Consider the following 19,822-nt stretch of genomic DNA (forward strand, 5'->3'; position numbering starts at 1 on the left):
TGCGCTACAAAGTCCAGGAAGGAGGACGCCATGACTGGGGGACCGGCGTTCGCGCTCGACGGCCTCACCAAGCGGTTCGGGCAGGTCACGGCGGTCGACGGGGTGTCCGTCGAGGTCGTGCGCGGCGAGGTCGTCGCGCTGCTCGGGCCGAACGGGGCCGGCAAGTCGACCACCGTCGACATGCTGCTCGGCCTCACCAAGCCGGACGCGGGGGAGGTGACCGTCGCGGGCGGCACCGCGCGTGCCGCCGTCGACCGGGGGCTCGTCGGCGCGATGATGCAGAACGGCGCGCTGCTGCCGGACGTCACCGTCGGCGAGATCGTCGGCCTCGTCGTCTCGACGCACCAGAAGCCGCTGCCCGCCGGTGAGGTGATCGCCAGGGCCGGTCTGGACAAGCTCGTGAAACGCCGCTGCGGCAAGCTGTCCGGCGGGGAACGCCAGCGCGTCCGGTTCGCGCTCGCCCTGGCCGGCGACCCGCAGCTGCTCGTCCTCGACGAGCCCACCGCGGCGATGGACGTCGACGGCAGGCGCGCGTTCTGGGCCGCCATCCGCGAGTTCGCCGCCGGCGGCCGGACGGTGCTCTTCGCGACGCACTACCTCGCCGAAGCCGAGGACTACGCCGACCGCGTCGTGCTGATGCGCCACGGCGCCGTCGTCGCCGACGGCCCGGTCGCCGAGGTCCGGGCCGCGGTGTCCGGCCGCGTGCTCAAGGCCGTCGTGCCCGGCGCGACCGAAGCCGGGCTGGCCACGCTGCCCGGCGTGACGAGCGTGCAGCTGCGCGGCGGCCGGGCCGAGCTGGCCTGCGCCGACTCCGACGCCGCGCTCCGCGCCCTGCTCGCGGCCCACCCGGCCGCGTCCGACATCGAAATCACCGCGCTCGGCCTCGAAGAGGCCTTCCTGGCGCTGACCGCCGAGGAGGCCGTCGCGTGAACACGACGTACCTGAGCCTGGAGATCAAGCGGATCGTCCGCAGCCCGCAGTTCACCGTCTTCACCATCGGCATGCCGCTGGCCATGTTCCTGCTGTTCGGCTCGATCTTCGGCAAGGTCGTGGCGCCGAACGGCCTGGCCTCGAACGTGCAGACCATGATCAACCTGGCCGCGTACGGCGCGAGCGGCGGCGCGCTGTTCACCGGCACCCGGGTGGCGCAGGAACGCACGGACGGCTGGCAGCGGCAGCTGCGGCTCACCCCGATGCGCGGGCCCGGCTACCTGGTGGTCAAGGTGCTTTCGGCGATGGCCGTGGCCCTGCCGGTCCTGGTGGCGCTCTTCGTCGCCGGGTGGGCCACCGGCGTCGAGATGACCGCCGCGCAGTGGGGCCTGGTGCTGGTGTCGCTGTGGCTCGGCGTGCTCCCGTTCGCCGTGCTGGGCCTCGCGATCGGCCTGTTCGGCAAGGGTGACACGGTCGGCGCGGTGACCGGCGCGCTGATGATGCCGCTGGGCATGCTCGGCGGCCTGTGGATCCCGCTCTGGGTGCTCCCGGACTGGATGGCGACCCTGGCGCACTTCTTCCCGACGTTCTGGCTCGGCCGGATCGGCCTGGAACCGCTGGCCCACGCCGGGGGAACGGGCTTCGCGGTCCTCGTGCTCGCGGGCTGGCTCGTCGTGCCCGCCCTGGTCGTGCTGCGCCGGTTCCGGCTGGACACGGCGCGGCTGTGAATGCGTGTTAACTTCCGTGCAGTGGTGAGGGGTCTGCACGGGAGGAGGGCGAACCAGGTGGAAGACGAGCCGATGTCGGCCGAGGAGTCGCTGAACCTGATCGCCCGGCAGCACCGGCGGACCCGCCGGGAACTGGGCGGGGGCCCGGCGCGGATGCTCGCCGCCTGGGCCCTCGCCTGGCTCGTCGGCTGGGGCTTCACCTACGTGTCGGTGCAGCCGGGCGTCGCGATCCCCGGCTGGGTCGCCGGCGGCATCGTCGTCCCGCTGCTGTTCTGCGGCGCGATCGCCTACACGGCCTACACCAGCATCCGCGCCGGCCGCGGGATCCGCGGGCCGTCCCGCACGGTCGGCGCGATGTACGGGTACAGCTGGGCGCTCTCCTCGATCGGGCTGATGGTCGTCGACATCCGGATCACCCAGTTCCAGGCCCTGTCGTCCGACCAGGTGTCGCTGCTGTGGTCGGGCAGCTGGCTGCTGCTCACCGGCGTGCTGTACCTGGCGGGCGGCATGGTCTGGCAGGACAAGCTGATGTACGGCCTCGGCGCGTGGATGATCGTGTCGGCGGCGCTCAGCGTGCTGGTCGGCTATCCGCTGAACTTCCTCGTGCTCACCGTCTGCGGCGGCGGCGGGTTCCTGCTCGGCGCGATCGTCTACTTCGTCCGCGAGAAGACCGGCCGATGAGCGAACTGCCGCAGCTCGACCCGGTCATCCACGCCCAGGCGCGGCTGCGGGTCACCGTCGCCCTCGCCGGGCTGCGGGCCGGCGACCAGATCACCTTCCCCCGGCTGCAGCAGCTGCTCGACATGACCGCCGGCAACCTCTCGACGCACCTGCGCAAGCTCGAGGACGCCGAGTACGTCGAGATCACCAAGGCCTACGAGCACCGCACGCCGGTCACCCTCGTCCGGCTCACCACGGCCGGCCGGGCCGCGTTCGAGAGCTACACGAAGGCGCTCCACCAGCTGCTGGACGCCACCGGCGGCGACTGACGTGGCCCGCTGGGTCATCCACCTCGACCTGGACGCCTTCTACGCGTCGGCCGAGCAGCTCACCCGCCCGACACTGGCCGGCCGCCCGGTGCTCGTCGGCGGCACCGGGCCGCGGGGCGTCGTCGCCGGGGCGAGCTACGAGTCACGCGCGTTCGGGATCAAGTCGGCCATGCCGATGGCCCAAGCCCGGCGGCTGCTGCCGGCGAACGGCGTGATCGTGCCGCCGCGGTTCCGCGTCTACGAGCGGCTCAGCCAGGAGGTCTTCGCGGTCGTCACCGAGGTCGCGCCGGTGCTGGAGAAGATTTCCCTCGACGAAGCCTTCGCCGAGCCGCCCTCGCTCGCGGGTGCGTCCTTCGAGGAAGTGACTTCTTTCTGTGCCGCGCTGCGGGCCCGGATCCGCGCGGAAACCGGCCTGGTGGCGTCGATCGGGGCGGGCAACGGCAAGCAGATCGCGAAGATCGCCTCCGACGAAGCCAAGCCGGACGGGCTGCTGGTCGTGCCGCAGGGCACCGAACGCGAGTTCCTCGCGCCGCTGCCGGTGCGGGCGCTGTGGGGCATCGGCCCGGTCGCGGAGGGGAAGCTGCGGTTCATCGGCGTCCAGACGCTCGGGCAGCTGGCGGCACTGTCCGAACCGGACGCGGTGGCCACGCTCGGCGGCGTCGTCGGCCGCGACCTGCGCCGCCTGGCGACCGGCGCCGACGACCGCCCGGTGGCCGGCCGCGCCGAGACGAAGCAGGTCAGCGCCGAGACGACGTTCGACACCGACATCAAGGACCTGGCCACGCTGCGGGCGGAGGTCCGCCGGATCGCGGTGGGCGCGCACCAGCGGCTGGTCAAGGCCGGGCGCGTGGCCCGCACGGTGGTGATCAAGCTGCGGCACACGGACATGCACACGGTGACCCGCTCGGAGACGATCTCCGCGCCCACGGACGACCTGGCCGAGCTGGCGGCGACGGCGGAGCGCCTGCTGATCGACCCGGCGGAGTTCGGCGGCATCCGCTTGGCGGGCGTCGCCTACAGCGGGCTTTCGGTGCCGCACCAGGACGCGCTGTTCAGCCTGGCCGCGCCCGCGGTGCCGGTGGTGGAGTCCTCCGCGCCGGCACCGGTCGCGGCGCCGCCGTCCGAGTGGCGCCAGGGTGACGACGTGGTCCACGAGGAGTTCGGCACGGGCTGGGTCCAGGGCGCGGGCCACGGCCGGGTGACGGTCCGCTTCGAGCACCGCTCCTCCGGCCCCGGCGTGGCCCGCACCTTCCCGCAGGCCGACCCGGCTCTGACCCGCGGCGACCCCGGCGACTGCTTGCGCTGAAGCCGAAAACGGTCGCCGGCAAATCCTCATTTCGGAGGGTGTGCGTTCTGCCGGCGCCATCTAAGCTCAGCTTCGTCGGCAGTTGTCGACTTGCTGCGCGTAGCGGCTTTCTTCTGGGTAAAAAAGGTGAGAGAGATGATGGTTGACCGTATTCAGGCTGCCGCCGAAAAGTACGCCCCGGCCGGCGGAGAAATGCTGTCCCCCTTGGAGGTGACCACCGCGCAGACTCCGACGTCCTGCGAGGAGGCGGCGGCGTTGGCCCTGCTCACAGCCGCGCAGCGGGCGACCGACGCCAAGACGGCCTGGCACTGGTACCACGTGTACGGCGCGCTGGTGAAAAGCGCGGCCATGGGCGGATTCGTCGACGCGGACGGCACCTATCTGCTCGAAGCGGGCGAGTCGATGTCGGTCACCGAACTGGCGAATATCCGGGCCCGTTTCTGAGCCGGATTCGCCGACCGGGTGCTCACCCGGCCGAGCAGCCCTGCAGCCTGGCGATTTCCTGGCCGGCCAGCAGGAACGCGCCCACGCCGTACGCGGCGGTGTCTTCCGGTCGCGCGGTGGCCGGGCGGTCGCCGACCGGCTGGACGTACCCCACCAGGCCGCTCGGCTGCAGGGCTTTCGTGGACAGCGCCGTCCACGCCCTGTCCACCACCGGGCGGAAGCGCGCCGCGTCGAGGAGGCCAGCGTTGACGCCCCAGCCGAGGCCGAACGCGAACAAGGCCGTGCCGCTGGACTCCGGGCCGCCGTGGTGCCACGGGTTCAGCAGGTCCGAGTTCCAGAAGCCGTCACGGCGTTGCACGAGAGCCAGCGTCGAAGCCGTCTTCCGGTACACGCGCAGGTACTCCGGCCGCCGCGGGTCGTCGGCCGGCAGGACCTGGAGCACCTTCGTCAACGCCGCCAGGGCCCAGCCGTTGCCGCGTGACCAGAACACGCCGGATCCCTTGAACCGCGCGTCGCGGTACCAGAGGCCGGTGAACTCGTCGAACAGCTTGCGCTCCGCCGAACGGAAGAGCTGGTCCATCGCGTCCGAATAGGACGGATCGTGGTCGATCAGGCTCATCCGCGCGAACGACGGCATCGCCATGTTCAGCGCGTCGACGTAGTTCCAGTAGTCGCGGTGACCCGCCCGCACGGACGCCACCTCGTCGCGGATCCGCGTGCGGATCGAGTCCAGGGGGATTTCCGGGTGGAAGTAGGTGTAGAGGTCCAGGTACGCCTCGCCCGCCGCCTGGTTGTCCGGGAAGAACGGCCGCTTCGGGTCTTCCGGGAGCAGGTAGGCGTTGGCCTGCGCCCACGGGTACGTCTTGTGGTTGGACTGGCCGGTGGTCCGGACCAGGGCCAGGTTGCCGACGTGGAACGTCGCGTTCTGCCAGTCCGGGGCGTCGAGGTTCGTCCCGTGGGTGACCCAGTAGTTGCCCGCCGACACCATCTCGCCGGAGATCGTGCAGGTCGCGGCGGCCGCCACCGGGGCGGTGAGGAGACTGCCCGCCACCGCCGTGGCCGCGAGCACGCCGAAGCCGCGAATTCCCGGGAAACGCATGGAAAGCGTCCTCCTCAACACTCAGGGCGGCGGGCATCCGCCAGCGAGTGTTCGCGTTCCCGGTGGCCGTGTCAAGGTACCGATCACCGGTACGCCGCAACGGTTTCCAGCAATCCGCGGGCCGCCGACTCGGCCCCTTCCGCGTTCTTCGCCAGCACCAGGGTCAGCACGCGGGAATGCGCGACGAGCGTGTCCGCCGGTTCGCCCTGCGCCCGCAGCGCGGCCACCACCGGCACCTGTAGCTGCGCGATCAGCGCGTTGCCCGACGCGCGGACCAGTGCCGCGTGGAACTGCGCGTCGGCGGCCCGGAAGGCCGCCGCGTCGACGGCGTCGGCCATCAGCGCGTACGCCGCCGCCATCGCGGCCAGTTCGTCGGGCCGCCGGTGCCGTGCGGCCATCCGCGCCGCCTGCGGTTCGATCGCCAGCCGCAGTTCGAACAGCTCGCGCAGGTGCTCGCGGCCGCCGGGACCGGCGACGCGCCAGGCGATGACGTCCGGGTCGATCGCGTCCCACGCCTCGGGCGGCAGTGTCCAGGTGCCCACCCGCGGCCGCGCGGTGACCATGCCCTTGGACTCCAGCACGCGCAACGCCTCGCGGACCACCGTGCGGGACGCCGAAAACCGGCGGCCGAGCTCCTCGGGGACGAGCGGCTGCCCGTCCCCGAGGACGCCTTCGACGATGAGCCTGCCCAGCTCGTCCACGATCCGGGCGTGGAGATTCACTCGGGCAGGCCGACGCGCCGTTCCCCGCTGCGCAGCTGCTGCAGCACGACCGCGATCACCAGCAGGGCACCGTGGGCGACGTTCTGCCAGAACGGGTTGATGCCCAGCCCGGACATGCCGTTGTCGAGCACGCCGAGGATGATCACCGCGAGCACCGTCGAAATGATCGACCCGCGGCCGCCCTTGAGCATCGTGCCGCCGAGCGCCGCGCCGGTGACGGCCTGCAGCTCCAGGCCCTCGGAACCGGACGTCGGCTGCCCGGAGCCGGTGCGGGCGGTGATCAGCACGCCCGCGATCGCCGCGACCACGCCGACGAGCGCGTACACGCCGATGATGTACCGGTTGATGTTGATGCCGGCCAGCCGCGCGGCCGTGTCGTTGCCGCCGATGGCGTAGACGTTGCGGCCGATGTCGGTGTACTTGAGCAGGAAGTGCAGTAGCGCCGCGACGATCAGGAACACCCACACCAGCGACGGCAGCCCGAGCACGGATCCCTTGGCCAGGAAGATGAACAGGTCGTCGCCGCCGGTGTAGCCCTGCGCCTTGCCGTCGGAGATCACCTGCGCGATGCCCTTGTACGTGGCCAGCATGGCCAGCGTCGCGACCACCGGGTTGACCCGGCCGAAGATGATGATCATGCCGTTCACCAGGCCGCACAGGATGCCGACGCCGACCGCGGCGAGGATGCCGACCTCGGAGTTGCCGGTCGAGGTGAACACCATCGCCGAGACGACCGACGCGAGCCCGGCCATCGAGCCGACCGAGATGTCCAGCGCGCCCAGGATGATCACCAGCGTCTGCACCAGGGCGAGCAGGCCCATGATGGTGATCGCGCTGCCGATGAGCAGCAGGTTGTTGGTGCGGAAGAAGTTCTCGTTCAGGACGCTCAGCAGGATCACCAGCGCGATCAGCGTGATGATCAGGCTGGAGTTCTGCACGCCGATGCCGGTCAGCACCCGGCGTGCGGCGCTCGGCTGCGGCGGCGACGCAGGGGCCGAAGTTTCCTTGGTGGGAGTGCTCATGCGCCGATCTCCTGGGCGTCGTCCACGGCTGGTTCGGTTTCGGGGATGGCGAGGGTCAGCACGGCTTCCTCGGTCGCTTCTTCGCGGCCGAGCTCGCCCGCGAGGCGCCCGGCACGCATGACGAGGATGCGGTCGGCCAGCGTCAGCACCTCGGGCAGGTCGGAGGAGATGACCAGCAGCGCGATGCCCTCCGCGGCCAGGCCGTCGATGATCCGGTAGATCTCGGCCTTCGCGCCGACGTCGACCCCGCGCGTCGGCTCGTCGAGGATGAGCAGCTTCGGCCGCCGCGCGAGCCAGCGCGCGAGGACCGCCTTCTGCTGGTTGCCGCCGGAGAGCTTGCGGACTTCCTGCTCCATCGACGGCGTCCGCACGCGAAGTTCGCGTACGTACTCCTCGACGAGCGCGCGTTCCTTCGCCCGCTTCACGACGCGAAAGCGGCGAAGCCGGTCGAGAACGGCGATGGAGACGTTGTCGCGTACGGACCGCTGCATGAGCAACGCGTCCGTCTTGCGCTCTTCGGGCGCGAAGCCGATACCCGCCTTCACGGCGTCACCCGGGTTGTGCGCGCGAAGCCGTTTGCCGTCGAGCTCGACGGTCCCCGACCGGATCGGCAGGTCGCCGACGATCGCGCGGGCCAGCTCCGACCGCCCGGCGCCGACCAGCCCGGCCAGGCAGACGACCTCGCCCGCGCGGACCTGCAGGGAGATGCCGGTGACGTCGTCGGTCGTGACGTCGGCCAGCTGCAGCACGACGTCACCGGTGTCCTGCGTGGTCCGGCGTTCCAGGGTCGAGAGGTCGCGGCCGATCATCATCCGGACCAGGCCGGCTTCGTCGGTCTCCGCGGCCCGCTGGACGCCGACGAGCTTGCCGTCGCGCAGCACCGCGACGCGGTCGGCGAGCCGGAAGATCTCCTTCATCCGGTGCGAGACGTAGACGACCGCGACGCCGCTGTCGCGCAGCCGGCCGATCAGCCGGAACAGCGCCTCGACCTCGTGCTCCGACAGCGACGACGTCGGCTCGTCGAACGCGATCACCTTCGGCGGCGTGGCCGCGGTGAGCACGCGCAGGATCTCGACGAGCTGGCGCTGCGCGGGGGAGAGGGCGACGCCGAGCGTCGCCGGGTTGAGGACGCCTTCGAAGCCGTACTCGGCGAGCGCGTCGTGCGTGGCCTTGGTGAGCGTGCGGCGGCTGAACACGCGCGCCTTCGCCGGGAGTTCGCCGACGAAGACGTTCTCCGCCACCGAAACGTGCGGGATGATCTCGGGTTCCTGGTAGATCACGCGCACCCCGGCGGCCATCGCCGCGCGCGGGGTGTCGAAGGCGACCTCGGTGCCGTCGAGGAGCAGCCGGCCGTCGTCCGGGCCCTGGTCGCCGGACAGCACGCGCAGCAGCGTCGACTTGCCGGCGCCGTTCTCGCCCATCAGGGCCAGGACTTCGCCGGCGCGGAACTCCAGGGAGACGTCGTCGAGGGCGGTGACACCGGCGAAGCGCTTGCCGATGCCCTCGACGGCGAGCGCGGGAGGAGAGCTGGACATGGTCGCCTTCCGTACGGCGGAGCCCCATGGGGGGCACTTTCACGTGAAAGTGCCCCCCCCAGCGGGGTGCGGTCAGGTGCAGTTGACGCCGGCCTGCTTGTAGTTGTCCTTGTTGACGATCGTGGTCTTGGCGATCGTCTCGGCGGGCAGTTCCTTGCCGTTCTTGACCTTGTCGACCAGCACCTGGATCGCCGAGCGGCCGACCTCGGCGCCGGAGATGTAGAGCGCGGCCTTGTTGCCGGTGTCCTTGCCCGCGGCCCAGTCCTTGCAGTCGAGGTAGGCGCCGAGCCCGACGCCGATGATGTTGTTCGCCGCCACGCCGGAGTTGGCCAGCGCGGTGACCACGCCGGTCTCGTTCTCGTCGTTGCAGCCCCAGACGACCCAGTGCTTGACGCCCGGGTTGGAGCCGATCACCGCGCCGGAGCGGTTCTGGGCGTCGACGGGGGAGTTGTCGGTGCCGACGTCGATGACCTGGACGTCGGCACCGGCGGACTTGGCGAACGCGGCCTTCGCGGCGTTGACGCGGTCGGTGCAGACGGTGAGGTCCTGCTTGTAGGCGCTGATGATCTTCGTGTCGGCGGCGGCCCAGCCCGCGGCCTTGAACAGCTTCCCGGCCTCGGTGCCGACCGAGTCGCCCATCTGGCTGCCGTTGAAGCCGACGAACGGGGCCTTCGCGCCCGAGCCGTCCTTGATGACGTCGTCCGAGGCGATCAGCGGGATGCCCGCGCTCTTGGCCTTGTCGATCACCTGCGGGCCGATGGCCTGGTCGGGCACGACGATGGCGACGCCGTTGGCGCCCTGCGCGACCGCGGCGTCGAGTTCGGTGATCGCCTTGTTGGCGTCCTGGCCGAGGTTGACCACCTTGAGCTCGACGCCGAGTTCCTTCGCCTTCTCCTGCGCGCCCTGGGCCTGCTCGACGAAGTACTGCTGGTCACCCTGTTTCTGCAGGTAGTACAGGGTGATCTTGCCGTTGGCCGGCGCCTGCTGCTGCGGCGCCGCGGTGTCCTTTCCGGACGAGCAGGAGGCCAGCAGAGCTCCGGAAATCAAACAACAACCAACAACGCTCCAGGTCCGGAACCTGTGCGGGTATGTGGACATCGAGTGCTCCCCTGGGGGCCGAGGTCGAGTGGTTCGGGACGCTTCGCGAAGTGACTCGTATTACAAAACACCCCTTCGAGGAGCGTCAAGGCGCAGTTAGCGGAGCGAGACCTACTCTGCGTAGTTGCATCGTGGCAACCTCGGCCCTCATTTATCGTATTTTTTCGGGTCTGTCCTGCGCGTTGTCCGGTTTTGTCCTGTGCGAATGTTCTGATCGGTGTTGTCGACTGTGGTGGAAGTTTCATCGCGGATGTGGACGCCGTGGCTGTCCGATTCGCCCGGCTGGCAGGATGGCCGGACCACTCCTGAGGGGGACCGATGACGAAGCACCGCGTCGCCGCGCTCGCCGGAGTCGCCGTCCTGGCGGCCGCCTGCAGCGGCCCGCCGCAGCAGCAGGGGCCGGCGCCGACGCCCTTCCCCGAGGCGGGCACCTCGAGTGCCGCCGCGCCCGAGGGGTCGTTCAGCGTCGTCGCCACCGGTGACGTCCTGATCCACCCGGCGCTGACCGAGCAGGCCGAGGACGACGGCGGCGGGAAGATCGACTACCGGCCGCTGCTGGCCGGGATCAAGCCCCTGGTCTCCGGCGCCGACCTCGGGATCTGCCACCTCGAGACGCCGCTCGCGCCGGAAGGCGGGCCCTACAGCGGCTATCCGTCGTTCAGTGCGCCGCCGGAGATCGCCGACGCGCTCAAGGACACCGGCTACGACACGTGTTCGACGTCGTCCAACCACACGATCGACCAGGGCGCCGAGGGCGTCACCCGCACCCTGGACAAGCTCGACGCCATCGGCGTCAAGCACACCGGCTCGGCGCGGTCGGCCGCCGAGGCCGCGAAGCCGCTGGTCATGGACGTCCACGGCGTCAAGGTCGCGCAGGTGTCGTACAGCTTCGGGTTCAACGGGATCAAGGTGCCGGCCGGGAAACCGTGGCTGGCCAACCAGATCGACGTCGAAGACGTGCTGTCGGCCGCGAAGAAGGCGAAGCAGGCCGGCGCGCAGGTCGTGATCGCGAGCCTGCACTGGGGCGTGGAGTACCAGCACGACCCGACGGCCGAACAGCGTTCGCAGGCCAAGAAGATCCTCGCGTCGGACGACGTCGACCTGATCGTCGGCCACCACGCGCACGTGGTCCAGCCGTTCGAGAAGATCGGCGACAAGTGGGTGGCCTACGGTCTCGGCAACAGCGTCGCCCGCCATTCGGAACCCAAGGGAGACACGGAGGAAGGCGCGGCGGCCCGCTTCCGCTTCGTCCGCGACGGCGACCGCTGGAAGGTCGACAAGGCCGAGTACGTCCCGACCCTGGTCCGCCTCGAAGCCCCGATCCGCCTGATCGACTTGTCGACATCCCCGCCGTCCGCCGCGGTCACCAAGGCCCTCCGCAACACGGACAAGAACATCCTGAGCCTCGGAGCCGACAAGTCCGGCCTCACCCGCCCCGGCCCGTAGCCGTAACTCGCGTGATTGCGGAGTCGACACGCGTGTTTAAAGGGTCGACACGCGTGATCGAAGGGTCGACACGCCGGCACCGGGCCTGCTACGGCGTGTCGACCCTCCAATCACGTGAGTTGGCGTTCTGATCACGCGAGTTGGCGCTTCGATCACGGGGTCAGTGGGTGCGGGTGGTGATCAGGCGGGCCAGGGACGCCAGTTCGGCGGTGGCTCGGGAGGGTGGGGCGGCTGCGGTGAGTTCGCGGAGGGCCTTGGCCAGCAAGGCTTCCGCCTGGGCCTGGCTCCACTGGCGGCCGCCCGCGGCCTCGACGAGCGTGGCCGCGTGGGCCAGCTCGGTCTCGGCCAGCGGTTCGCGGCGGGCGTAGAGCGCGGCGAGGTCGGCGCCGGCCGTCGTGCCGGAACACAGGGCCGTCACCACGGGCAGGGACTTCTTGCGGTTCTGCAGGTCCGAGTACACCGGCTTGCCGGTGACGGCCGGGTCGCCCCAGATGCCGAGCAGGTCGTCGACGTGCTGGAACGCCAGGCCCACCGCGCGGCCGAACGCGCCGAACCGGTCGTCGCCGGCCGGTCCGACGGCCGCGCCGAGTGCGCACGCCGCGCCCAGCAGGGCCGCCGTCTTGCCCTCCGCCATGCGCACGCACTCGCCGGGGGTGACGTCGTCGCGTTGCTCGAAGTCGAGGTCCGCCGCCTGGCCTTCGAGCAGGGCCAGCGTCGCCGCCGACAGCAGCCGCGCGTTCGCCGCCCCGCTCGGCGCCAGCACCTCGAACGCCAGGCTCAGCAACGCGTCCCCGGCCAGGATCGCCGGCCCGGTGCCGAACACCGTCCACGCCGTCGCGCGGTGCCGCCGGGTCGTGTCGCCGTCCATGACGTCGTCGTGCAGCAGCGAGAAGTTGTGCACCAGCTCGACCGCGACGGCGGCGGGAACCGCGTCGGCGCCCGCACCGCCCGCGGCTTCCGCGCACAGCAGCACCAACGCCGGCCGCAGCGCCTTGCCGCCATCGGCCACGGCCGCGCGCCCGTGGGCGTCCTGCCAGCCGAAGTGGTAGGCGGCGACCCGCCGCGTCGCGTCCGGCAGGCGCTGGGCCGCCGCCCGCAGTGCCGGGTCGACGAGGCTCTTGCTCCACGCGAGGACCTCGGCGAGGGGACGCGCCGCGGTGCGCGTGTTCATCGTGGTCATCAGCGGCCGACCTGGACGTCGTCGAGCACGCCGAGCGCGTCCGGCACCAGGACGGCGGCGGAGTGGTACGCGCTGACCAGGTACGACGTCACCGCGCGCTCGTCGGTGCCGGTGAACCGGACGTTCAGCCCCGGCTGGTACTCGTCCGGCAGCGACTCCGGCCGCAGCCCGATCACGCCGGCGTCGTCTTCGCCGGTGCGCAGGGCCAGGATCGACGTCGAACCCGTGGCGCTCACCGGGATCTTGTCGCAGGGCAGGATCGGCACCCCGCGCCACGCCGTGACGCGCTTGCCGTCCACGACGGCCGTGCCGGGATACACGCGGTGGGCGGTGCATTCCCGGCCGAACGCCGCGATCGCCTGCGGGTGGGCGAGGAAGAAGCGGGTCTTGCGGCGGCGGCAGAGCAGGTCGTCCATGTCCAGCGGGGTCGGCGGGCCGCTGCGGGTGGTGATCCGCTGCTTGAGGTCGGCGTTGTGCAGCAACCCGAAGTCGGTGTTGTTGACCAGGTCGTACTCCTGGCGCTCCCGCAGGGCCTCCACGGTGAGCCGCAGCTGCTGCTCGAGCTGGTTCATCGGCTGGTTGTAGAGGTCGGTGACGCGGTTGTGCACCCGCAGCACGGTCTGCGCGACGGCGAGGTCGTACTCGCGCGGCGCCGGGTCGTAGTCGACGTAGGTGCCGGGCAGGACGGGCTCGCCGTCGTGGCCCGCGGACAGGTCGATCGCGGCTTCGCCCTTGGCGTTCTGGGGTTTCCGCGGCCGGGACAGCGCTTCCGCGACGTGCGTGCGGAGGGCCTCGGAGCGGCCGTTCAGCCGGGCGTACGCCGCGGCGGGCAGCACCAGCGCGATGACGCGGGTCGCCGCCCGCGCGGTGAACGTCCAGGTGCCGGGTTCGCGGCCGAGGAGTTCCTCGCCGAAGTGGTCGCCGTCGGTCGCGGTGCCGAGGTGGACCTCGTCGTCGTACGCGCCGGTGCCGTGGCGGGTGACCTTGCCGTGGGCGAGGAGCACGATCATGTCCTGCGGCGTGCCGGCCGAGAACAACGTCGCCCCCGGCTCGTATTCGCGTTGCTCGAAGGCGTCGGCGAGCGCGCGCAACGCCTCTTCGTCGCCGAAGTCGCGGAGCAGGGCCAGCTCGGTCAGCTCGGCGGGCACCACCTGCACGCGCGCCCCGGTGTTGTAGAAGCTGACCTTGCCGTCGCCGATCGTGTAGGTCAGGCGCCGGTTGACCCGGTAGCTGCCGGCCGGGACGTCGACCCAGGGCAGCTGCGAGAGCAGCCAGCGGGTGGTGATGCCGCGCATCTGCGGCAGCGACTTCGTCGTCGTGGTCAGCGTCCGGGCGGCGGTGACGCTCAGGGACAGCTGCAGCGACGTCGTTTCTTCGGTGACTGTCACGGTTTCACGCGCCGATCGGGTTCGGGTGCTTCGGGCGGGCGGGTGCCCCCGCCCTGCGGGACGATCCGGGCGGCGGCCGTGCCGAGCCCGGTCGGCCCGAAGGCCGACGCGGGCAGGCCGGGCCCCGGCCGCGGCGGTTCGACGTCCGGCTTGCGGGGCGGGGTGACCGGCTCGGGCATCACCCCTCCCGGCCGAGCTCGGCGCTTTCCAGCACCGCGAGCGCGTCGGGCACGAGCACCGCGGCGGAGTAGTAGGCGGAGACGAGGTAGGAGATGATCGCCTGCTCGCTGATGCCCATGAACCGCACGTTCAGGCCCGGCTGGTACTCGTCGGGCAGGCCGGTCTGGTGCAGCCCGACGACGCCTTGGGCTTCTTCGCCGGTGCGCATGAGCAGCACCGAGCTGGTCTGGGTCTCGGTGACCGGGATCTTGTTGCAGGGCAGGATCGGTACCCCGCGCCAGGCGGGGACCTGGTGGCCGCCGAGGTCGACGCTGCCGGGGTAGACGCCGGCCTTGGTGCATTCGCGGCCGAACGCGGCGATGGTCTTGGGGTGGGCGAGGAAGAAGCCCGGGTCCTTCCAGACGAGGGTGAGCAGCTCGTCGAAGTCGTCGGGGGTCGGGGGCCCGGTGCGGGTGGGGATGCGCTGGGCGAAGTCGGCGTTGTGCAGCAGCCCGAAGTCGGCGTTGTTGACCAGCTCGTGTTCTTGGCGCTCCCGCAGGGCTTCCACGGTGAGCCGCAGCTGCTGCTCGATCTGGTTCATCGGCTGGTTGTAGAGGTCGGCGACGCGCGAGTGGACGCGCAGCACGGTCTGCGCCACGGACAGCTCGTACTCGCGCGGCCGGGCTTCGTAGTCGACGAACGTGCCGGGCAGCACCGGTTCGCCGTCGTGGCCCGACGCCAGGGAGATCTCGGCCTCGCCGTGGTCGTTGCTGGCCGCCGCGCCCCGGGCCAGGTAGCCGTCGAGGTGCGCCTGCAGGGCTTCGGAGCGGGCGAGGACGTCTTCGAACGCGCTGCGCGGCAGGGACAGCACGGTGCAGGCGGTGACGGCCTTGGCGGTGAACTCCCAGATCCCGTCCCCGCTGACCAGTGCGGTTTCGCCGAAGTGGTCGCCGTCGGCCAGGGTGCCCAGCACGACCTGGTCGCCGTAGGCGCCGGTGCCGATCTTGGTGATCTTGCCGTGGGCCAGCAGGAACACCTGGTCGGCCTGGGAGCCGAACTCCACCAGCGCGTCGCCGGGCTCGTACTCGTGCTGGGTGAACCGGCCGGCCAGCTCGGCGAGGACCTCTTCGTCGTCGAACCCGCGCAGCGGGGCCAGTTCGCCGAGTTCGGGCGGGATGACCCGGACCTCGGCGCCGGTGGTGCTGAAGGTGACCCGGCCGTCGCCGACGGCGTAGGAGAGGCGGCGGTTGACCCGGTACGCGCCGCCGGAGACCTCGACCCACGGCAGCACCTTCAGCAGCCAGCGCGACGAGATGCCCTGCATCTGCGGGACCGACTTCGTCGTCGTCGCCAGCGTCCGGGCCGCCGCCCGACTCAGGCTCGACGGCGCCTGCTCACCCGCGTTCACGGAATCCACCGGGTCGGTGACAGTCACAGCGAGAACCACCCAATCATTCGCGTTCGGCACGCGCCCGCCCCAGCGGGCACGCCGGTCATGACCTGAATTTTGCTGATATGCGCGCGGTTTCACCGACGCCGCGAAATCAACATAGCAACCGGACCTCGCCGCACAATGACACGATCGGGTCACCGGGTTAATCGCGGGGACCGGTGCTTGATCGTTTTCCGATGATCTCCGAAGTGAGTGGTCACGGCCTGTTCCTGGACGTCACCCGGTCGTGAGATTCCCTGCTCGGCGGCGCGGTCCGTGGTTGCCGTGGGGTGTGGGCGCACCGGCCGCAAGACGCGGAAATGCGCCGAACCGGCGATGTGTGCGGCCCTATTTCGGCCACTCGGATGAATTCGGTGCTTTCGGTTGTCCGACCGGAAATGGATGACTAACTTGAGCGGTCTCGGTCGCGGAATGCGCCGGGCAGCGTTCCCGCGCTTCGCGGGCGAAAGGACCTGGATGAACATCTTCGTGGCCGGCAGTCTGTGGGTGGCCGGTGCGGCCTGCGTCGGCGGCCTGATCGCCTACCTCGTCCGCCGGGTGGGCCGGGAGGACGAGGGCAGGCCCGGCAACAACGACGCCGCGGGCCAGGTGTTCACCATCGTCGGCGGGCTGCACGCGGTCCTCGTCGCCTTCGTGCTCATCTCGCTGTACGACGAGGTGAGCACGGTGAGCCAGACCGCGCAGACCGAGGCCGACAGCCTGGTCGCGGCCAGCTGGGCCGCCGACGCGCTGCCGGAGTCCACGAGTGACCGCGTCCACCGCCTCGCCGCGGCCTACGCGCGCACGGTCGAGGAACAGGAGTGGCCGCGCCTGGCCGACGGCGGCGAGATCCCGGCCACCGGCGCGACGCAGCTCGACCAGATGCGCCGGGCGGTGGCCGAGGCGCCGGCCGACGGCGACTGGCAGCTGGACCGCAAGACCGAGGCGAGCAACCAGCTCTGGTCGGTCTACCAGGCCCGGCAGCAGCGGCTGAGCCACTCCGGCGCCGGCGGGGTCGGCGCGGTCGTGTGGTTCGCGCTGATCCTCGGCAGCCTGATCACCGCGCTGCTGCTGCCCAACCTGTTCGGCGGCACCCGGCCGGCCGCGCACGTCATCATCGTGTCCACGCTGGCCGGCACGATCACGTTGCTGCTGTTCGCGATCCACCAGCTGCAGAACCCGTTCAGCGGCGGGGTCAGCGTGCCACCCGAGGCGTTCACCTCGGCGCTGGCCAGGCTGGCTTGACCGGCACGCGGTTCCGCGGGGCGGCGGTGATCGGCGCGGCCGCCGCCGTTGCGGCGCTGCTGGCGGCATCAGGCTGGCTCGCACCCCCGGCGGCCCGCCTCGCGGTGGCGCAGGCGCCCGGCGGCTGCACGGTGCTGCAGGCGGAGAACGAACGCGGTGGCGCGCCGACGACGTTGCGGCTGCTGTCGCTGCCCGGCGGGGTGACGCAGCGGGTGACCCGGGCCGGGTACTGGATCAACGCGATGGGCTACTCCGCCGCGCAGGGCGTGGTCTACGGCGTCGCCGACGGCACGCTCGCCGGCCGGTACCACGGCGCGCACGCGGTGCGGATCGACGCCGGGGGCGTGGTCACCGACCTCGGCGTGCTCGGCCGGGCGGGGGCGCGCGATCCCGTGTGGAGCCCGGTCACCGGCGCGACCGCGGGCGCGGTCGACGGCGACCGCTGGTACGTCCGGCAGGGCAGTGATCTGTACACAGTGGACATCGACCCGGCCCGCCGGGACTACGGGCGGGTGGTGCGCCGGACGGCGCTGCGGCCGGTGTCGCTCGCCGTCGGCGTCGACGACTTCGCCTTCGACCCGGCGGACGGGCTCCTCTACGGCGTCTCGGCGTCTTCCCGCGGCCACGGTTCGGTGGTCACGCTCGACCCGTCGAGCGGCGCGGTCGAGGTGGTGCCCGGGCTGCGGTTCCCCGAGGGCGGTGCGTACGGGTCGGTCGTGCTCGCCCCCGGCACGATCTACGCCACGGCCAACCGCGAAGGGCGGCGCAGCGTCACCTGGCGCCTGCCGCGCGACGGCTCGGGCCCGGCCACCGAGGTCGCGACCGGGCCGGCACTGGCGAGCGGTGACGCGGCCGGGTGCTTCGCCGAGCCGCCCGCGCTGTCGCCGCCGCCGCCCTCGACGCCCCCAGGGCAGTCGTCGCCCCCGCCTTCGACGCCGCCGGGGCAGTCGTCGCCGCCCTCGACACCACCAGGCCAGTCGTCACCCCCGCCGCCACCCCCGTCCTCGCCTCCGCCGCGGACCGAACAGCCGCCGGCTCCCCCGCCGCCGGAGCCGTCCCCGCCACCACCACCGGTGGAGCAGCAGCCCGTCGTCGTGCCGCCGTCCCCGGCACCCACGCCGACGCCTGCTCCGGTGGTCACCCCCACGCCGACGCCGTCACCCGCGCCGCCGCCGACGACGCCCCGCGCGCGTCCGGAGAAGGAGCCCGAGCCGGTGGCCCGGGACACCGGACGGCGGACCGAGGAGAAACGCCGCTGGGGTCTCGCAGCGCTGCTGCTCGTGCTCGGCGGCGGTGCGGCGATCGCCCACGGACGACGGCACCGCTGACGGGGACGTCAGTACTTGAACTGGTCGACGTTGTCGGTGGTGATGAGCAGGGGGTCGCCCAGCAGGACGGTCTTCGACGCCGCGTCGTACTTGACCGACGGCAGCTCCAGGCTCACCTTGTTGACGGCCTGGAGCGGCTTGCCGTCGGCGACCTGCTTGGCCGTCCACGCGGTCAGGTAGCCGAGCGACTCGACGTTCCACAGCACCGACTGCGAGCAGGAGCCGTCGAGCAGGAACGGCTTGATGGCCTGCGGCGTCCCGACGCCGACGGTGAACACCCGCCCGATCTTCTGCTCGTCGCCGACGGCCTTGGCGACGCCGGGCGCGGACGTCGTGCACTCGCCGATCAGGCCGGTCAGGCCGGGGTGGCGGGCCATCAGCTGCTTGGCGAGCACGGTCGCGGCTTCCTCGTCTTCACCCGCGTACACGATGTCGACGAGCTCGGCCTTCGGGTAGTGCGTGGCCGCGTACTCCTTCTGGACCGCGATCCACGCGTTGAGGTTCGCCGCGGCCCGGCCGCAGGAGACGATGGCGTACTGGCCGGTGCCGCCGGTCTTCGCCATCAGCGCGTCGACGAGGGCGGTGCCGATGCCGTGCGCGCTGGCCTGGTTGACGAACACCTCGCGCTGCGTGCCCGGCGCGTCGGTGTCCGAGGTGAGCACGTGGATGCCCTTGGCCCTGGCCTCGGCGATCACGCCGGCGAGCGCGGCCGGGTCGTTCGGGGCCACGACGATGACGTCGACCTTCTTCGCGATGAGGTCGCGCATGATCGTCACCTGCGCGGCCGGGTCGACGGTCGACGGCCCGGTCGTGTGCCACGCGACGCCCAGCTGTTTCGCCGCTTCGAGCCCGCCGTTGTCCATCGCGACGAAGTAGGGGATGTCACGGACCTTGGGCACGAACTCGATCCGGGTCGGCGACGGCGCGGGCGCGCTGCCCAGCTGGTCCGAGCAGCCTCCGAGCGCGAGCGCCGCCACCAGCGGCAACGCCGCGACCAGCCGGAAGGTCTTCTTCGGCCCTCGCATTCCCACCCATTCCTCAGGACTTTCGATCGGTCTGCGCACGGTGAAGACCAAGGGCGAACGTAGGGCCCCGGGTAACTGTGGTCAACGGGATGTGCGCAAAGGGTTACGGAAGTGAGTTCTGCTCCGGTGGTCGCCGGAGGTGGATGCCCTGGTCGGCCGCGGTTGGTCACGGTGGGTAGCGGTCGGCCGTCCGTCCGTGCCTGCGCGGCGTTGTCACGCGCGGAACGTGCATTTGGTACCCCCCAGGGGTATAGTCCGACGCATGAGCGAACAGCACGGCGCGTCCTGGGCCACGGCGATCCAAGCGACTCTGCACTGCCTCACCGGCTGTGCCATCGGTGAGGTGCTCGGCATGGTGCTGGGCACGGCGTTCGGCCTGCACAACGCGGCGACCGTGGTCCTGTCGATCGCGCTGGCCTTCGTCTTCGGCTACGCGCTCACCATGCGGGGCGTGCTGAAGTCGGGGCTGGGCGTCGCGGCGGCGTTCAAGGTCGCGCTGGCCGCGGACACGGTGTCGATCGCCGTCATGGAACTGATCGACAACACCGTGATCGTGGCGATCCCCGGGGCGATGGACGCCGGGCTGGCCAGCCTGCTCTTCTGGCTGACCCTGGCGCTCTCGCTGGCGGTGGCGTTCGTCGTCACGGTGCCGGTGAACCGGTGGATGATCGGGCGCGGCCTCGGCCACGCCAAGGTGCACGCGCACCACCACCACTGAGCCGAAGTGCGCGTCCGGGGAGGTGGCG

General features: G+C 71.4%; 20 protein-coding genes. 10 read left to right on the plus strand and 10 right to left on the minus strand.

From position 1 onward, the window contains the following. Positions 1-30: 30 nt before the first annotated feature. The 6 genes from BLW76_RS10905 (at position 31) to BLW76_RS10930 (ending at position 4,397) form a co-directional block, all read left to right on the plus strand. The gene (locus BLW76_RS10905; protein WP_091306012.1) at positions 31-930 is read left to right on the plus strand and encodes an ABC transporter ATP-binding protein; all 900 of its coding nucleotides are present in this window, start codon (positions 31-33) and stop codon (positions 928-930) included. Further along, positions 927-1,658, plus strand: a complete 732-nt coding sequence (locus tag BLW76_RS10910) for an ABC transporter permease (RefSeq protein WP_091306014.1) — start codon at positions 927-929, stop codon at positions 1,656-1,658. The genes BLW76_RS10905 and BLW76_RS10910 overlap by 4 nt, the downstream gene beginning before the upstream one ends. 57 nt (positions 1,659-1,715) lie before the next feature. Further along, positions 1,716-2,339 (plus strand): hypothetical protein, encoded by a 624-nt coding sequence (locus tag BLW76_RS10915; protein ID WP_091306016.1) that lies wholly within the window; start codon positions 1,716-1,718, stop codon positions 2,337-2,339. Then, positions 2,336-2,647 carry a transcriptional regulator gene (locus BLW76_RS10920; protein ID WP_091306018.1) on the plus strand — a complete coding sequence of 104 codons (312 nt, stop codon included), beginning with the start codon at positions 2,336-2,338 and terminating at the stop codon, positions 2,645-2,647. The genes BLW76_RS10915 and BLW76_RS10920 overlap by 4 nt, the downstream gene beginning before the upstream one ends. Before the next feature lies 1 nt (position 2,648). Then, positions 2,649-3,953: a DNA polymerase IV gene (locus BLW76_RS10925; RefSeq protein ID WP_091306020.1), complete on the plus strand. Its 1,305-nt coding sequence runs from the start codon at positions 2,649-2,651 to the stop codon at positions 3,951-3,953. Between the two features lie 135 nt (positions 3,954-4,088). Beyond that, the gene (locus BLW76_RS10930) at positions 4,089-4,397 is read left to right on the plus strand and encodes a hypothetical protein (RefSeq protein ID WP_091306021.1); all 309 of its coding nucleotides are present in this window, start codon (positions 4,089-4,091) and stop codon (positions 4,395-4,397) included. Positions 4,398-4,419: 22 nt separating this feature from the next. On the opposite strand, the gene BLW76_RS10935 is transcribed toward BLW76_RS10930, so the two are convergent. The 5 genes from BLW76_RS10935 to BLW76_RS10955 form a co-directional block, all read right to left on the minus strand. Then, a complete protein-coding gene (locus BLW76_RS10935) occupies positions 4,420-5,496 on the minus strand; it encodes a glycoside hydrolase family 88 protein (RefSeq protein ID WP_091306023.1) in 1,077 nt (358 codons plus the stop codon). 83 nt (positions 5,497-5,579) lie between these two features. Next, a complete protein-coding gene (locus tag BLW76_RS10940; protein ID WP_091306025.1) occupies positions 5,580-6,218 on the minus strand; it encodes a FadR/GntR family transcriptional regulator in 639 nt (212 codons plus the stop codon). Continuing rightward, the gene (locus tag BLW76_RS10945) at positions 6,215-7,240 is read right to left on the minus strand and encodes an ABC transporter permease (RefSeq protein WP_091306026.1); all 1,026 of its coding nucleotides are present in this window, start codon (positions 7,238-7,240) and stop codon (positions 6,215-6,217) included. Before BLW76_RS10945 ends, BLW76_RS10940 begins: the two co-directional genes overlap by 4 nt. Continuing rightward, complete coding sequence (locus BLW76_RS10950) at positions 7,237-8,775, minus strand: sugar ABC transporter ATP-binding protein (protein WP_091306028.1); 1,539 nt, start codon at positions 8,773-8,775, stop codon at positions 7,237-7,239. The genes BLW76_RS10945 and BLW76_RS10950 overlap by 4 nt, the downstream gene beginning before the upstream one ends. A 72-nt stretch (positions 8,776-8,847) precedes the next feature. Then, positions 8,848-9,822: a substrate-binding domain-containing protein gene (locus BLW76_RS10955; RefSeq protein WP_091306029.1), complete on the minus strand. Its 975-nt coding sequence runs from the start codon at positions 9,820-9,822 to the stop codon at positions 8,848-8,850. A 369-nt stretch (positions 9,823-10,191) separates the two neighbouring features. On the opposite strand from BLW76_RS10955, the gene BLW76_RS10960 reads away from it, so the two are divergent. Beyond that, entirely contained in the window at positions 10,192-11,319 is a 1,128-nt protein-coding gene (locus BLW76_RS10960; protein WP_091306030.1) for a CapA family protein, read from the plus strand. A gap of 160 nt (positions 11,320-11,479) precedes the next feature. On the opposite strand, the gene BLW76_RS10965 is transcribed toward BLW76_RS10960, so the two are convergent. Genes BLW76_RS10965 through BLW76_RS10980 form a run of 4 tightly spaced genes read right to left on the minus strand, consistent with a single transcriptional unit; the run spans position 11,480 to position 15,481 of the window. Further along, complete coding sequence (locus tag BLW76_RS10965) at positions 11,480-12,499, minus strand: family 2 encapsulin nanocompartment cargo protein polyprenyl transferase (RefSeq protein WP_091306031.1); 1,020 nt, start codon at positions 12,497-12,499, stop codon at positions 11,480-11,482. Beyond that, a complete protein-coding gene (locus BLW76_RS10970; protein WP_091306032.1) occupies positions 12,499-13,887 on the minus strand; it encodes a family 2B encapsulin nanocompartment shell protein in 1,389 nt (462 codons plus the stop codon). Before BLW76_RS10970 ends, BLW76_RS10965 begins: the two co-directional genes overlap by 1 nt. Continuing rightward, on the minus strand, positions 13,884-14,066 hold the full coding sequence (locus BLW76_RS10975) for a hypothetical protein (RefSeq protein WP_091306033.1): 183 nt from the start codon (positions 14,064-14,066) through the stop codon (positions 13,884-13,886). Before BLW76_RS10975 ends, BLW76_RS10970 begins: the two co-directional genes overlap by 4 nt. Continuing rightward, positions 14,066-15,481: a family 2B encapsulin nanocompartment shell protein gene (locus BLW76_RS10980; RefSeq protein ID WP_091306034.1), complete on the minus strand. Its 1,416-nt coding sequence runs from the start codon at positions 15,479-15,481 to the stop codon at positions 14,066-14,068. The genes BLW76_RS10975 and BLW76_RS10980 overlap by 1 nt, the downstream gene beginning before the upstream one ends. Positions 15,482-15,955: 474 nt before the next feature. On the opposite strand from BLW76_RS10980, the gene BLW76_RS10985 reads away from it, so the two are divergent. Beyond that, entirely contained in the window at positions 15,956-16,723 is a 768-nt protein-coding gene (locus tag BLW76_RS10985; protein WP_091319288.1) for a bestrophin-like domain, read from the plus strand. Next, a complete protein-coding gene (locus BLW76_RS10990; RefSeq protein WP_091306035.1) occupies positions 16,720-18,051 on the plus strand; it encodes a DUF6923 family protein in 1,332 nt (443 codons plus the stop codon). The genes BLW76_RS10985 and BLW76_RS10990 overlap by 4 nt, the downstream gene beginning before the upstream one ends. Positions 18,052-18,059: 8 nt before the next feature. Here BLW76_RS10990 and BLW76_RS10995 read toward each other — a convergent pair whose 3' ends face one another. Further along, on the minus strand, positions 18,060-19,076 hold the full coding sequence (locus tag BLW76_RS10995; RefSeq protein ID WP_208613266.1) for an autoinducer 2 ABC transporter substrate-binding protein: 1,017 nt from the start codon (positions 19,074-19,076) through the stop codon (positions 18,060-18,062). A 262-nt stretch (positions 19,077-19,338) separates the two neighbouring features. Here BLW76_RS10995 and BLW76_RS11000 point away from each other — a divergent pair, with 262 nt between their 5' ends. Then, a complete protein-coding gene (locus BLW76_RS11000) occupies positions 19,339-19,794 on the plus strand; it encodes a DUF4396 domain-containing protein (protein WP_091306037.1) in 456 nt (151 codons plus the stop codon). Positions 19,795-19,822: the final 28 nt, after the last annotated feature.

It is taken from the genome of Amycolatopsis tolypomycina, assembly GCF_900105945.1.
GTDB lineage: Bacteria > Actinomycetota > Actinomycetes > Mycobacteriales > Pseudonocardiaceae > Amycolatopsis > Amycolatopsis tolypomycina.